General features: G+C 62.5%; 8 protein-coding genes. 3 read left to right on the forward strand and 5 right to left on the reverse strand.

Annotated elements, in window-relative coordinates; genetic code table 11:
• Window positions 1-544: 544 nt before the first annotated feature.
• From O9Z63_RS00005 to O9Z63_RS00025, 5 genes are all read right to left on the reverse strand, one after another.
• Window positions 545-1825, reverse strand: a complete 1281-nt coding sequence (locus O9Z63_RS00005; RefSeq protein WP_270127194.1) for a M16 family metallopeptidase — start codon at window positions 1823-1825, stop codon at window positions 545-547.
• A 16-nt stretch (window positions 1826-1841) separates the two neighbouring features.
• On the reverse strand, window positions 1842-3041 hold the full coding sequence (gene porV, locus O9Z63_RS00010; protein ID WP_270127195.1) for a type IX secretion system outer membrane channel protein PorV: 1200 nt from the start codon (window positions 3039-3041) through the stop codon (window positions 1842-1844).
• Between the two features lie 48 nt (window positions 3042-3089).
• Window positions 3090-7079 carry a type IX secretion system sortase PorU gene (gene porU / locus O9Z63_RS00015; RefSeq protein WP_270127196.1) on the reverse strand — a complete coding sequence of 1330 codons (3990 nt, stop codon included), beginning with the start codon at window positions 7077-7079 and terminating at the stop codon, window positions 3090-3092.
• A 140-nt stretch (window positions 7080-7219) separates the two neighbouring features.
• Window positions 7220-7981: a CDP-alcohol phosphatidyltransferase family protein gene (locus O9Z63_RS00020; protein WP_270127197.1), complete on the reverse strand. Its 762-nt coding sequence runs from the start codon at window positions 7979-7981 to the stop codon at window positions 7220-7222.
• Between the two features lie 10 nt (window positions 7982-7991).
• Window positions 7992-8627, reverse strand: a complete 636-nt coding sequence (locus tag O9Z63_RS00025) for an MBL fold metallo-hydrolase (protein WP_270127198.1) — start codon at window positions 8625-8627, stop codon at window positions 7992-7994.
• 133 nt (window positions 8628-8760) lie between these two features.
• Between O9Z63_RS00025 and O9Z63_RS00030 the strand changes: the two genes are divergently transcribed.
• The 3 genes from O9Z63_RS00030 (at window position 8761) to O9Z63_RS00040 (ending at window position 14891) form a co-directional block, all read left to right on the forward strand.
• Window positions 8761-9858 carry an NAD(P)/FAD-dependent oxidoreductase gene (locus tag O9Z63_RS00030; RefSeq protein ID WP_270127199.1) on the forward strand — a complete coding sequence of 366 codons (1098 nt, stop codon included), beginning with the start codon at window positions 8761-8763 and terminating at the stop codon, window positions 9856-9858.
• Between the two features lie 63 nt (window positions 9859-9921).
• Window positions 9922-13203 (forward strand): TolB-like translocation protein, encoded by a 3282-nt coding sequence (locus O9Z63_RS00035; RefSeq protein WP_270127200.1) that lies wholly within the window; start codon window positions 9922-9924, stop codon window positions 13201-13203.
• A gap of 176 nt (window positions 13204-13379) precedes the next feature.
• Window positions 13380-14891, forward strand: coding sequence for a T9SS type A sorting domain-containing protein (locus tag O9Z63_RS00040; protein WP_270127201.1), 1512 nt, complete (start codon window positions 13380-13382; stop codon window positions 14889-14891).
• Window positions 14892-15046: the final 155 nt, after the last annotated feature.

Genomic DNA, 15046 nt, shown 5'->3' on the forward strand with positions numbered 1-15046 from the left:
CTTCCCGGGGCCTGGCGCGGGGGCAGCGGCGTTTATACGGGTTGCTGAAATAATACATCTTTGAAGTTTATGAGACGTCGTGCCACTGCTTATCTATTTATCGCCACGGCTCCGTTTGAGCATCTCTAGCAAACCTAGGATTCAGCTCAGGCTCCGAGCTGCTCTCTCAACTGTCAGGGTGGGCGGAGTGAGGGGGGGATCGGCAACTGGCAATACGGGCTATATAGGCCTGATAAGAGCGGCCCGACGGCTGGAAGAGCTGTTGTTCCAGATCCTTTGTCATGGGCCAGCTTATCGGCCGCAGCTTGAGTTGGCTAATCAGTAAGGCCACTTTGATATGCGGATGCGTGCGGCACTGCTTTACCTTGTGAGTGCCAGACGGCTTTTCAAGCGTGACCCTGTTGAGGTATGTATATTTTTGTATAGCTCTGGTTGTGGTGTTGCGTTAGCAATGATACCTTATCATGGAATACTGACTGTTATAGGAAAAAAAGAAGCCAGCCGCTGTACGCGGCTGGCTTCTTCTTGTATTGGCAGTACGGTTTTATTTCCCGGGGCCTGCTACTACTTCAATCATATCAGCGGGCGAAAGGTAGTGCTGGGATAGTGTGAGTAGCTTCTCGGCCGTTACCTGGTTTACCTGCTCGATGAAGTTGGAATAGTAGGTGGCAGGCAGGTTCAGGAAGACAATATTCTTGTATTTGTCGCACTGCTCGAACACGGTGCTGAGCTCATTGGCGAACTTGCCGGTCATGTAGTTTTTGACGGTCTGGAGTTCGTCTGCCGGGATAAGTTCGTTTTGCAGCACTTGGAGCTCATGGTGAACTTCGCGAATGGCAGCGTTGGCGCTATTGGCATTGACATCGGTGCCGATGACAAAGGACGTAGCATGCTCGCGGGGGCCGATGCTGGAGTAGATGCCGTAGGTGAAGCCCTTATCCTCGCGGATGTTCTTCATCAGGCGTGAGCCAAAGTAGCCGCCCAACACCTTCACGAGGACTTGCAGCTTGTGCGTATCGGGATGGGTGAGGGCGGGCCACGGCCGGCCGATGCGTAGGGCGGCCTGAATGCTGTCGGGCACCGTGACGTAGTCGTGGGCCGGCTGGTTGGCCAGGGGAAGCGTTTCTCTGGCAGACAGCGGCACAGCAGACGGTTGCGCGTTTCCCAGCAGGTCAGATACCAGATTCTGGTCGGCGGGCGCTACATCACCGCACAGAAACACCTCGGTTTTGTCCAGCGAGTAGTTGGCGCGATGAAAAGCCTGGAGGGCATCCTGCGCTACGGTGGCGAAAAGCTGCTCGTTGAAGGTGCTGCCGTAAGGGTGCGTGGCGCCGTAGAGGTTGTGGGAGAACCGTTCGGCGGCGAGGTAGCTGGTTTTCTGGCGCTCTACCCGCACGTTCTGGATGGTGCGGTTTTTAAGCAGCTCCAGCTCGGTGGCGGGGAAGGTGGGGTTGGTCAGTACATCCTGCACCAGCGGCAGCAGGCGCGGCAGGTGGCGCGTGAGGCAGTACAGGGTAAGGGTGGCGCGGTCGAAGCTTTGCTCGCACTCCAGGGAGGCGCCGTAGAAGGCTACTTCATCGGCAATCTGGCGGGCGGTGCGGGTGGTGGTGCCTTCGAGCAGCATGCGGGCCGTGAGCAGCGAGACGCCGGGCGCGGGCTCGTACCACTTGCCGGCGGGCACTACCACCTGCAGGCGAACCACAGGCTGGGCATCGTTGCGCATTACGTGCAGGCGCGCTCCGTTAGGGAGCGAAAACACGTCAGCCGCGGGCAGCGTTACGCTGGCCAGCGGCTGAACGGGAGGAGCGACTTGTCGGTCGAGCATCAGCAATAGAAAAGGGTTAGTTGACCGGGGAGCTGGAACCATCGCCAAAGGCCTGGTCGAGCTCGTTGAAATTGAAGTGGAGCGAAATGCGGATGGTTTGCGACAGAGGATTGGCGCGGGAGTTGGGCACCAGGTAGGCACCGTCTACCCCAAATACCTGGTAGCGGACACCCAAGCCAAAGCTCAGGTACTGCCGGTCGCCTTTCACGCGGGGCTCGTAGAAGTAGCCTACGCGGGCCATCAACAGATCGTTGTACGTGTATTCGGCGCCAGCCGAGAGGTTGACTTCGCGTAGCTCTTCGCGGAACCCGCCGGGAGCGTCACTGAATGAACCCAGTGCGGCCGCTACGATGCCTTTGTTGCGTCGGTCCAGGTTTTCAGCCCGGATGGTCTTCAACTGACCCGTTGTGTCGCCTTCCACATAGAAGGGAGTCGGCGTGAGCAGCTTGGCGCCGTCGACTGTAAGCGTGATTTTGTTGTAGGCGTCCAGCTCGCGGGTAAGGGCGAAACCAAGCTTCAGCCGCGTGGGCAGGAAGTCGGCCTGGGTGGCGCTGGTGTAAGTGATTTTGTTGCCGATGTTGGTGATGGTGGCCCCCAAACCCAGGTTGTAATCGGCGGCGCCGATAGACAGGTCCTTGTTGTAGTAGGCGCCCAGGTCGACAGCGGCGGCGTTGCCAGGACGCGAATCGGTGCCACTGCTGTTGCCGGTGAGGTTGGAGCGGATGTAGCGCGCGGCTACCCCAACGCCGAAGTTGTCGGTCAGTTTCTGACCGTAGGCCACACTGAAGGCATACTCTTTCGGGTTGTAGTCGCCTTTCGAGACGTTGAAATCGTCGCGGAAGGAGATGGTGCCGAGGTCGAAATACATCAGCGAAGCTGATATGGCCGAGCGGGCGCCAATTTTGGCGGTACCCGACAGATAGGCCAGGCCCATGTCGTCGGTGACGTTGCGCAGCCAGGGCGAGTACGACGGCGAGAAGCTGTACTTGGTGGTGACGAAGCCCAGCTTACCGGCATTGTGGTAGCCGGAGTTAGCATCTGGCGAGGTAGCTACGCCAGCTTCCCCGAGGGCCGCGGCACGCGAATCGGGGCTGATGGTCAGGATCGGAACAGCCGTGGTGAGCGTATTCGGTTCGGTTTGGGCCGCACCAATCAACGGCAGGCCGATAAATCCGGAAAGCAGCGCAAAACGCACAGACAGTTTCAATGGGGTCATACAGGAGAAAATGAGGAACGCGGAAAGGTAGGCGAAAATGCCAAAGGGTTAATTCAGAATAACCAGTTTTTCGAACTTGGTGGCCGTGGCTTGGTCTTTTTGCGACCGGACGCTCACCCGGTACACGTACACGCCGCGGGCCAGCTGGTCGTTGAATTCGTCGCGGCCGTTCCACGACAGCGACGGGTCAGAGAAGTTGGCCGGCACGTGCGACGCGCCGCCGCCCACCGTTGTTTGCAGCGTCCGGACGAGGCGGCCCGAGACGGTGAAAATCTGCACCTGCACGTCGAGGGCGTCTTCCGGACGATTGTGGTCAAAGTGGAAGGTGGTGGTGGTGGAGAACGGGTTGGGGTAGTTCAGGACGTGTTTCAGGGCCAGCTTGTCGGTGGAGGCGGCAATGAACTCTACGTCGCGGATGGCGGAGTTATTGTAGGTGTCCCAGGCTTTGAGGTGCAGCACGTGCGGGCCGGTAGTTAGGTCCTTGAACAAGTATTCCACCCGGCCGGCCTGGAAGCTGTCGACGCTGGCCACGTAGAACGAGTTGAGGATGGTGAGCTTGGTGGGGTCGTTGTCGAGGGTGGCCGTTATTTCGTGGCCGATGCCGGAGCCGGTGGTGTTGATGCCGCTTTCGTCGAAGAGGCGGGCAATGAGAGTAGTGGTATTGCCAGTAAGGCCCCCGAACACGAACTTCTCATTGTCCATGAACAGGCGGATGCGCGGCGGAATGGTATCGGTGCTGGCCGTGGTGGAAGCGCCGCCCACCGGTACCGCGCGGTAGCCGTGCGCATCTACGATGGCGCCCGAGCGGTTGGATGCATAGAGGCTCACTTTCCCCAGCCCCAGGCTGTAGTTGATGTCGCGGGGCACTACGAACTCTACTTTGAAGCGGCCGTTTGTGATGGTAGCCTGGCCGTCATAGATGATGTTTTCCTGCACCTGAACGGGTAGCGGAATGTCCAGCGGCGAAGTGGCCAGCGTGGTGATGGTGCTGGGCTTCTCATACACCGTAATCTGGGCGGTGCCGGAGAAGTTGGGGTTGAGCGAAGACGTGACGGCAGCCGTGTTGCGCACCGAGCCCGACAGCCGCACCCGCGACAGGGCCGTGAGTGGCTGGTTGTAGGTAGGGGTGAGGGCCACGCCGTTGATGGAGTCCAGCGTCATGGCCACATCGGGGCGGGCCAGCCGGATGCTGGGGTCGCCGAGCAGCACGTAGTTGCGGTTCAGCGGGTCGTTAGAGCCAATGAACTTGGAGTAGCGGGCGGCGTCGCCGATGCGGGTGGCCTGGCCGCTGCGTACCGACAGCACCGAGTCGAGCAAAGGTGTAATCAGCAGCGTGGAGCCGTAAACGAGGCGAGTAGTGGTGAACAAACCCATAGCGCCGCCTTCCACGTCGGTCAGGGTCAACTCGCCGGCCGAGGTTTTCTCGGGGTTGTCGTAGTAGCTGAAGTCGCAGGTGCCGGTGACCATGAACGTCTGGCGGCTCAGGTTGCGCAGGCGCAGCACCGATTCGCGGGTCAGGATTTTCTCGTCGGTGAGGGCATCGGGGCCGCCGTGGCCGTTGTAGTTGATAATCAGCGAGCCCTGCTCAAACGACTCATCCACGGCCCGCTCGGCGTCCGGCGACCGTTCGCCGTTGGCGTTGATCTGCGGGTACATATCGAGGTAGACCTTGCGGAAGTTGAAGGCCGGCTGCTGGCGGCTGATCTGGCTGATGAGCGGCTCGGCGTAGTCGCGAGGGTATGTGCTGCCATCCTGGTCGTCGGCCACGAAGGTGAGGCGGTTGCGCCACTTGCCCAGCGAAGGCCGCAAGTCGTAGTCCTTGAGCTTCTTCACCATCGCCGACGCCTGCGCGGTGGAGTTGGGCTCGCCCACCGGCGTGCGGATGGGCAGGCGGCCGACAGCTACGTCCATGATGCCGTTGGCGCCATAGGTTTCCGGCCACTCGCCTTCATTATCATCCAGCATCCCGAAGTAGTCATCGGAGCAGAACGTCTGGTCGCCGAAGCTATTGACGCGGGGCAGGATCTGCGCAAACGACTCGCGCGACTCGTAAGTGGGCACGTAGTTCTGCGCAATCCGGTCACCGCTGCCGGGCACGCGCTTGCTCCACCAATCGGGCAGGCTGGCGGTGTTGGTGAGGTTTGACGGTTTGGATTTGTAGTCGTAGGAAGCGTCGCCGAAGAGCAGTAGGTACTGATTGCGGCGCGGCGAATCGCGCTGGTCGTACACCATCTTCATCATGTCACGGATGGCCGACACATCCTGGCTGCCGCCGCCAAACTCGTTGTACACCTGCGTGGTGGTCACGACGGCCACTTTCAGGCCATCGTTGGTGCGGCGCCAGTCGGCCAGCTCCTGTGCCTGCGCCCGGAAGGCCGGGTAAGTCACAATCACCATGTCCAGGTCGCGGCCCGGGTTGAGGGTGCCGTGCAGATCCTGGTTGCTGACGCGACCGAAGCTGCGCGGGGCCGGAAATGAACCGGCCGGATCGAAGGCTACAAACTCGCGCAGCGAATCCGTAGGGGCCACAAACGTGCCGGCGCCGTTGAGAGCATAGGCGCGGGGCCGGCGTGGGTTGCTGACGTCCCAGACCTGAGTGGTGCCGTTGCCGCCAGCCAACGTAAAGGGCGTGACGCCACCGGCCCGCACGTTCTCAAACGAGCGGAACTCCAGTTGCGGGCCCGTAAGCCGTAGCGGCCGCCGGGCATTCACTTCCAGATAGTCGAGGTAGCCATCGGCCGAGGCGTCGGAGCTGGTGAAGGTGAGGCCCAGCCGCAGCGGCCCGCTGGTAGCGGTGGGAACGACCGTCTGGGTCTGCAGGCTGGTGGCGGCGTACTCGGGGTAGTCGCTACGCACGACGGCCGGAATGCTCTGCACCAGTGTAGCGGAGCCAACCGTAATGCGGAAAGCCTGGCTGCTGGTGGAGCGGCCGGCCAGGGAGGCCGTCACTTGCACCGGCGCGCCGGCTACCAGGTCAGACAGGTCGGTATCGAAGTTCTGGGCGGTGTTGCTGGAAGCAGTGAAGCCTTCGCCCAGCCACACCCGGCCCGATTTGGCCAGGTTTACGTACTCCCGCTCCCAAAACCAGCGGGCGGCGTACTGCGTGACAGCCGGGGCGTTGGCCGTACCCGCGGCGGGGGCGGCCGCCACGCGGCGGCCCGTGCGCGGGGCTGGGGCCACGGTCACGAAATAGTAGGCCGTATCGGAATAGATGTTCTGAATGTGGCGGAAGCGCTGGGCGCCGGCCGTGGGCTCGGGCTCCCACACGTGCGGGCCGCGGGCATAAAACAGGAAGTACTCGTTGGCGTCGAGGGTGGCGTTGGCGTCGCCGGAGAAGTACACGGCGTTTTCCACTAGGTCGTCGGGGCGGCGAGTGCTGATGGCCTGGGGCAGCAGGCCGGTGGCGTTGCCGTACACCTGCAGGCGGCTGGGGTCGAGGCTCTGCACATCAACACCCATGGCCGAGAGAGCAGCACGGTCGAGCTTGAAGATGCCGCTCCGGTCGACGCCTACTTTATACCAGGTGCCGGAGCGCAGCACCGAGTTAGCAGCATAGCGGATGCTTTGTCCGCGCTGGGCTACGGCCGGCGCCAGCGTGTAGCTGTACTCGAACGAAACCAGCTTCTCAGGCTGGCCCGACTGGGCGCTGCGCCGGATGGTGGGCAGCAGCACCAGCGTAACGGGCTGGCCTTTCTCGTTGCCGCTGAACTGTTGCGGCGTAGCGGTTGCGTCTTTGAAGTTCTTGAGCAGGGCGGCCTCGGCTGGTGTAAACGGCTCGTATACGGCTTTCTGCATCTGGCCCTCGGCTACGGTGCCGAGCACCGAAATAACGGTATAGGCCTGTACTACACCCCGACGGGGCTGCATCCCCACAAACGACGGGATGCGGTGCAGCTTCCCATCGGGGCCTACTACCTCGGCGGCGCCCTGCCAGGTGAGCTGGCGCGAAACCGAGCGGCGGCCGTCCTGTGCCTGCCCCGACTGGGCGAGCCCCAGCAGCAGCCAGCCGCAGACTACCAAGAAAGTAAAGTAGCGCATAGAGTTTTGGTCAATAGAGCGTTAACGCGTGGCAATCTGTGGCCCTGCAACAAGCCAGATCAGGCGCCGGTTCACTGCGGCGGGCCTGAAATGGATTAACTCTCCGGGTATGCAAATATTGTGATGCAGCAGCACAAAAATCAGCGGGCAGCCGGCCGCACCACCGACAGCAGCACGTAGAGCAGTACGATGAGCGGAACCGCCGCGGATTGCAGCCCCACCAGCAGCCCCACCGACAGCAACAAGAACACGAAACGCAGCGAATTGTCCTGCCAGGTGAGGTTTTTGAACTTCAGGGCGAACAGCGGAATTTCGGCCACCAGCAGGCCCGAGAGCAGCAGCGTAAGTCCCAGCAGCACCCATGGATTCAGAATCAACGCCGAAACGCCGAACGAGTCGTAGGTGAGGATGAGCGGCAAGGAGGCTACCACCAGCGTGCAGGCCGGCGTGGGCAGCCCGATGAACGAGTCGGACTGGCGGGTGTCGTTGTTGAACTTGGCCAGCCGCAGTGCCGAGAAGATGCTGATGGTGAAAGCCAGATAGGCCAGGCCCAGCGGCAGGCCGTACATGGGCAGCACCTGCTGCAGCAGCTTGAACAGAATGGCGCCCGGCACCACCCCAAACGACACCATGTCGGCCAGCGAATCCAGATCCTTGCCAATCGGCGACGATACGTGCAGCGCCCGCGCCACCAGCCCGTCGAGGAAGTCGGCTATGGCCGCAATGCCGATCAGGTAAGCCGCCAGCACCAGTGGCCGCCAGGTGTCCGCCGAGAAAATATACGAAGGTCCGCCGCCCTCAATCTGGGCTGGAGTCATGCCCAGGATAAAGGTCAGCGCCACGCAGCCGCACAACAGGTTCAGGCACGTCAGGGCGTTGGGAAGATGCTTTTTAATAGCCATGAAGGAAAGCCTAGCGCAAAAACGGATTGGAACGGCGCTCGGCGCCAATATTGGTAGCGGGGCCGTGGCCGGGGTATACTGTTACATCGTCGGGCAGCGTCAGCAGCTGGGTGCGGATGCTCTCAATCAGGGTGGCATGGTCGCCGCCAGGCAGGTCGGTGCGGCCGATGCTCTGCTGAAACAGCACGTCGCCGCCGATAACCACCTTGGTAGGGGCGTGGTAGAACACCACGTGGCCGGGGGCGTGGCCGGGCGCAAAGCGCACTTCCAACTCGGTGTCGCCGAAGCGCACGGGCGTGCCGGGCGTCAGGAAGCCGGTAGGCTCGGCGGGCGTGTAGTGCGGAAAGCCGTAGCTGGGCGCATAGGCCGGCACGGCCCGCAGCGTGGCCAGGTCGGCCTCATGAATCAGAAACGGCACCTTGTAAGTGTCCAGCACAAACTGGTTGCCGAATACGTGGTCGATGTGGCAGTGGGTGTTCAGCAGCAGCACCACCTGTAGCTGGTGGTCGGTGATGAACGCCTGCAAGGCAGCCTGCTCGGCCCGGTCGTAGCAACCGGGGTCTACCACCACGCACTGGCTGGTGGCATCATGAAGCAGGTAGGTATTCTCGGAAAAGGCGTTGAACGTAAACCCTGAAACGGTCATGCAAAAAGGAAAAAAGGACGCGCGTTGGAACTGCGTGGTAAGTTACGAGTCTTACTCCATTAAGAACGGCGCCGCCGCCCCCGCGCTACACGCTGGCGGCTGAGTACGGCGCGCTTCTGCTACCTTGCCTCCCATGACCGACTACGATTATCTGATATTGGGCCACGGCATTGCGGGCGCCACGCTGGCTTGGGAGCTGCGCCGCCGCGGCCGCCGCGTGCTGGTGCTCGATGCCCCCAACCCCAACTCGGCCTCCAACGTGGCCGCCGGCCTCATCAACCCGGTGGCCGGCAAGCGCTTTGCCCTGGCTTGGCGCGCCGACGAGATGATTACGGCCGCCGAGCAGCTCTACGGCGACATGGCTGCCCACTTTGGCGAGCAGTTTTTCGTGCAGCTGCCGGTCTGGAAGCTGTTTTCGTCGGTGGCGGAGCAGAACACCATGCTGGCCCGCAGCGCCGACCACCCGTGGCAGGATTTTGTGGAAGATGCCGGCGCGCCGCTGCCGCCGGTACCGGGCGTCCGCGACGAATTTGGGGGCCTGCGCATCCGGCGCGGCGGCTATCTGCGGCTGCGCGAGCTGCTGGCCGCTCTCACCGCCGAAAGCCTCGCCAACGGAACCCTGCAGCACGAAACTTTTGACTGGCAGCAGCTCGTTACCGGCCCGGCGGGCGTAACCTACGCCGGGCGGATACAGGCGCGGCATTTTATTTGCTGCGAAGGAGCCGCCGCGCTGCAGAATCCTTTTTTCAGCTGGCTGCCGCTCACGCCCAACCAGGGCGAGGTGCTGGATGTTGAGTGTCCGGGCCTCTCGGAGGCGCAGGTAATCAACAAAGGGGCCTACGTGGTGCCGCTCGGCGACGGGCAGTTCCGAGTGGGCGCCACCTACCGCTGGCCGCCCTTCGCCGAAGGCATCACGCCCGAGGCGACGCAGGAGCTCAGCCAGCGCCTGGCCGCCGCCGTCAGCCTGCCCTTTGGGGTGGTAGGGCAGCGGGCCGGCGTACGGCCGGCCGTGCGCGACCGGAAACCGCTGCTGGGGCGGCATCCGGAAACGCCGGAAGTGAGTATCTTCAATGGCTTCGGCTCGAAGGGCGTGCTGCTGGCTCCGCGGCTGGCCATCCTGCTGGCCGATTATCTGGAACACCCGGAGGCCGAGCTGTGGCCCGAGGTCAATATCCGGCGCTATCAGGCGTTGTATACCGCGGCCCCGTCGGCTGCGGGTTTTTCTTCCTAAGAACCCTCAGAGTGGCTGGTGCCCGGAGCGCGCCGGTGGCTTACTTACCGAATCGACTACTATATGAAGCACGTATCCTTTTTTCGGTGGCTGAAGTCGGCCCGACAGCTGGCGGTGGTAAGTGGGGCGTTGGTGCTGGCCGCCGCCGGCGCCACCCAGGCCCAGACCTCGCAGGAGGCGTTTGGGCGGGTGCGGATTCAGTATAAGGATTTCGACTGGCAGCTGCTGAGCACCCAGAACTTCAACATCTACTACTATGGTGGCGGCGACGTGAGTGCGCGCCGCGCCGCCGAGTACGCCGAGCAGGAACTGCAGCGTATCACTGGGCTGGTGGGGTACTATCCGTACTCGAAAACCACCGTGATGCTCTACAACTCGGTGAGTGACCTGCGCCAGAGCAACATCGGCCTCGACCAGGACAAGTACCAGACCGGCGGCGAAACCGACCTCACGCGCATGAGCAAGGTGCAGCTGGCCTTCCAGGGCCAGCAAACCCAGTTCAAGCGCGACCTGAGCTACCAGGTGACCCGCGTGCTGCTCAACGACATGATGTACGGTGGCTCGCTGAAGGAAGTCATCCAGAGCACCTACCTGCTGCAACTGCCCGACTGGTTTGTGGGCGGCGCCTCGGCCTACGCCTCCGAGGGCTGGAGCGTGGAAATGGACGACTACATGCGCGACATGACCCGCCAGTACGAGGGCAACCGCACGGCGCCGTTCTTTCTGCGCAACCCCCAGCTGGCCGGCCAGAGCGTCTGGAACTACATTGCCGAGCGCTACGGCTACGCCAGCATCCAGAACATTCTCAACCTCACGCGCATCACCCGCGACGTGGAAGTGGGCATCAGCTCCTCGCTGAATGTGCCATACAAGCTGTTTCTGAAAGACTGGCTGGCCTACTACCGCCAGCTCAACGCCCAGCCCCAAACGGCCTTCGTGGATCTGGACGAGGCCCGTGCCCTCACCGGCAGCAACCGCAAAAACATTCAGTATTCGGAGCCGGTGCTGAGCCCCAACGGGCAGCAGCTGGCCTACGTGAGCAACGACCGGGGCCGCTACCAAGTGCTGGTGGCCAACCGCGACGGCTCGGGCCGGCACACCGTGCACCGCGGCGGCTACAAAACCCCCGGCCAGCAGGTGGAAACCCGCCTGCCGGTGCTGGCTTGGCGCGGAAACGGCCAGGTGGCCGTGGCCGAAGTGCAGAAGGGCCTGATGAGCTTGCGCCTGCGTCCGGCCGACGGCGGGGCCTCTGGGCTGGTGGCCCGCTTCAAGGAAGCGTTGCCCTTTGTCGGCGACAAGGGCTCGTCTATTTTCGAGCCTTTTCAGCAGGTGCTGGGCTTGAGCTACTCGCCTGATGGCAAGTCGCTGGTGTTTACGGGCGTTTCGAACGGGCAGGGTGACCTGTACGTGCTGCGCGCCGGTAGCCGCCGCCCCGAGAAGCTCACCAACGACGTGTTCGATGACGTGGAACCGGTATTTCTGCCCGGCGGCAGCGCAATTGCCTTCAGCTCCAACCGCTGGCTGGACTCGGCCGGCACGGCGCGGGGCAGCTTCGGCGGCGTTGTTAATAACTACGACCTGTTTCTGTATCACCTCGATGGCCGCGCCCAGCCCGTGGAGCTGCTGGTGAGCACCATTTCCAATGAGCGCCTGCCCCGGGCCGTTTCCGACGACGAAATCCTATATCTGGGCGAGGAAAGTGGTATCCGCAGCGTGTATCGGTATTCGCTGCGCACCCGGCAGCGCACGCCGGTCAGCACGTTCCGTACCAACCTCAAGGGCTTCGACTACAACCCCGCTACCACTACGCTGGGCTTCGTGACCTCCGACCGGGCCCGCGACTTCGTGTATCTGTACCCGAGCTACCCGCTGCCCGACAACGTGGTGCTCTACAAAACGGCCCGGCAGGAAACGCTGGAAGACCGCTCGAAGCCCGCCCCGGTGAAAGCCGCGCCGGCTCCGGTTCCGGCGCCAACTCCGGCTTCTTCTGAAACGCCGGTAGAGCAGGCCGCCAGCCCGACGCGCAACACCAACACGCCCATCAACACCAGCGACTATCAGTTTGATGAGGACCTGCCCGCCAGCCGCACCGGCACCGCCACCCGGCGGACGCGCACGGCCCCAACCGTAGCCGCGCCAGTGGCCCAGGCCCCGCTGGCCGCTGCCCCCCAGGCCGCCAGCGGCCCGTTCCGTTACGATACGCGCTTCAACATCGACAACGTGGTGTCGTCGCTGTACTCTGATCCGCTGCTGGGGTTGGGTCTGATTGGGCAGGTGAACATGTCGGACCTGTTTGAAAACCACCGCATCCGGGCCGGCATCTTTGCCCTCACCGACCTGCGCACCAGCAACATCTTCGCCGAGTACACCAACCTCAAGCACCGCTACGACTGGAGCATCCGCTACGACAAGCAGGCCTACTTCTTCGACATTCAGGCCTTGGGTCGGGTGCGCTTCGGACGCCACGAAATTGCGCCCACCATTGCCTACCCGCTCACCCACAACCTGAGCGTACGCGGCGGCCCGCGCTTCGTGAATATCTCCAGCAGCCGTTTCGACGAGCTGTCGGGGGCCAATGACATCAACCGCAACTACCTGGGCGTGAACGGCGAGCTGGTGTTCGATAACGCCGTTTCGACGGGCGTGAATATGCTGGAAGGCACCCGCATGAAAATCGGGGTGCTGAAGCTCAACAGCTTCGACGGCAACAACCAGGACTTCGGCAAAATCTACGTGGACCTGCGCCACTACCAGAAAATCCACCGCCAGATCATCTGGGCCAACCGGGCCAGCTACGGGCAGTTTTTCGGGCAGAACAAGCAGCAGTTCCGCCTCGGCGGCATGGACAACTGGCTGAACTACGACTACCAGGACCAGCAACTGCTCACCAACACTTATGCCACGGCCGAGCCGTCGGATATCTTCTACCAGCAGTTCGTGACCAACCTGCGGGGCTTCAACTACAGTAAGCGGGTGGGCCCGCGCTACGTACTGTTCAACTCCGAGTTACGGGTGCCCATCGTGCAGTATCTGTCCAATAAGCCCATCTACTCCGGCTTCTTCCGCAACCTGCAGCTCACGGCCTTCGGCGACGCCGGCACGGCCTACTCCGGCAACAACCCCTTCAACGAAAACAACTCGTTTAACACGCAGGTGGTGGGCGGTAGCGGCAATGCCTTCACGGCCACGGTTATCAACTTCCGTAACCCTATGCTGATTGGCTACGGGTTCGGGATGCGGACCACGCTGCTGGGCTTCTACGGCAAGGCTGACCTCGCCTGGGGCCAGGAAGACTACGTGCAGAAGGGCCCCAAACTCTACCTCACCCTCGGCTACGACTTCTAGCAGAGAGTATAAAGCAGATAGTAGGTGGCGTAGATGCCTCGCCAATGGAACATTCCTGACGGATACTCACGGTATAAACATCCTACATCGAACACTGAGAAGCCACCCGGACAACCCGGGTGGCTTTTTTGCGTCGTTTAGATCTGGTTTTCTTTTTCAACTATCTGATCAGTAAGATGAAAAAACTCTACTTCCTGTTGGTGCTGGCTGGCTTGGCGGCGCCGGCACGTGCCCAATACAGCACGCCCGGCACTGGCCGGCGCTACACGCTCACGCAGTTGGCCGCGGCTTCTGGCAGCTACGTAACGCAGACGGCCGGCACCTGGACTATTACTGATACCATCCGGCTGGCTCCGCGTGATACGCTCAGCATCACCACCAACGAAACCATTAGGGTGGCCGACCGGGCGCTGGTGAGCGTGGACGGCGTGCTGAATATTGCGCCGCCCGATTCGGTAGTTTTCACGGCCCAGAACGCCACTGCGCCCTGGCTGGGCATGCAGCTGAGCGCTACTAGTGCCGGCTCGGTGCTGCGCCGCACTACCATAGAGCGCAGCGGCGGCGTGCGGGTGGTGGATGCATCCATTGAGGTGTCGGACTGCGTGTTTCGGCTGAACGTGTCGACGGTGGGTGGGCGCCTGACCAACAGTAGCGCGCTGGCGCTGTCCGGCAACCGGGCCTTGGTGCAGCGCAGCCGCTTTGTACGCAACGCCCGCGCCGGCATCAACTCGCCTTCCAACCGCCCAACTTCGCCTACCATCCAGAGCTGCATCTTCTGGCACAACGACACCGAAAACGGCAACTATCCGCAAATTAACCTCGGCACCGGCGACCCCGCCCAGCCGATTCTGATTGAGCGGTGCGTGGTGATTGGCAACCCCGCCACCAACATGGCCGGCGGTATTGGCGTGTCGAATTTGTTGGGCGGCGGCGGCATCACGCGGGCCATCATCCGGCGCAACGTGGTGCGCAACAACCGCTACGGCATTGCCGTCATCGGGTCGAGCATTGCCAGCTACGTGACGGGCAACTTGGTGGAAAACAACAACACCAACCCCAACGCCCAGACCGGCGGCAGCGGCCTCAACTTCCAGGGCAACCAAACCCAGACCGGCGTGGTGAGCCGCAACGTGCTAACCGGCAACCTCTGGGGCGTGACGCTGGTGCGCTCGGGCACGGCGGGCGGCCCGGCCATCAGCTTCGGCAACCCCACCGGCACCGACAGTACCGACGTCGGGCAGAACCGCCTAGTGGGCAACGGCAACGGCGGCCAGGTGTACGACTTCTACAACAACGGCCCCGACCCCGTCAACGCCAAAAACAACGACTGGGGCTCGGCCTCGGCCACGGTTATTGAAACTCACATCTTTCACCAGCCCGACCAGGCCACGCTGGGTGTCGTCACGTTCCAGCCGTTTCGGCAGCCGCTGGCTACCAGGGCCGCCACGCTGGCCGGCGTGCAGGTTTTCCCGAATCCGGCGCAGTCGGGGGCGGCTTTCCGCGTGCCCGGCCTTGAGCTGGTGCAGTTGGAGTTGCTCGATGCCCTGGGCCGTATGGTAGCCCAACTAGCCCAGCGCCCAACCAACGGCCAGGTAGTGCTGGACGTGCGTGCCATAGCGCCGGGGCTGTACGCGTACCGGCTGCGGCAGGGTGGGGGCGTGGCTACCGGCAAGCTGCTGGTAGACTAACCAAGCCCGCCTATTGAAAGCCCTGCGTGCCCCGCCTCCCTGAGTTGGGGCGCGCTTGTGTCAGGATGGGGCCTGCTAATCCGGGAGTTGGGTTGTATCTTTGCGGTCCTGTTCACCAGACCCGTTGCCGTGTTGCTCCTGCGTGAGATTTCAAC

The organism is Hymenobacter yonginensis, assembly GCF_027625995.1.
Taxonomy (GTDB): domain Bacteria; phylum Bacteroidota; class Bacteroidia; order Cytophagales; family Hymenobacteraceae; genus Hymenobacter; species Hymenobacter yonginensis.

What these genes read in the sequence shown, in the direction of transcription:
- porV (WP_270127195.1), bottom strand. Translation starts at nt 3,041, where the DNA reads ATGACCCCATTGAAACTGTCTGTGCGTTTTGCGCTGCTTTCCGGATTT.
- porU (WP_270127196.1), bottom strand. Translation starts at nt 7,079, where the DNA reads ATGCGCTACTTTACTTTCTTGGTAGTCTGCGGCTGGCTGCTGCTGGGG.
- O9Z63_RS00035 (WP_270127200.1), top strand. Translation starts at nt 9,922, where the DNA reads ATGAAGCACGTATCCTTTTTTCGGTGGCTGAAGTCGGCCCGACAGCTG.
- O9Z63_RS00040 (WP_270127201.1), top strand. Translation starts at nt 13,380, where the DNA reads ATGAAAAAACTCTACTTCCTGTTGGTGCTGGCTGGCTTGGCGGCGCCG.
- O9Z63_RS00020 (WP_270127197.1), bottom strand. Translation starts at nt 7,981, where the DNA reads ATGGCTATTAAAAAGCATCTTCCCAACGCCCTGACGTGCCTGAACCTG.
- O9Z63_RS00025 (WP_270127198.1), bottom strand. Translation starts at nt 8,627, where the DNA reads ATGACCGTTTCAGGGTTTACGTTCAACGCCTTTTCCGAGAATACCTAC.
- O9Z63_RS00005 (WP_270127194.1), bottom strand. Translation starts at nt 1,825, where the DNA reads ATGCTCGACCGACAAGTCGCTCCTCCCGTTCAGCCGCTGGCCAGCGTA.
- O9Z63_RS00030 (WP_270127199.1), top strand. Translation starts at nt 8,761, where the DNA reads ATGACCGACTACGATTATCTGATATTGGGCCACGGCATTGCGGGCGCC.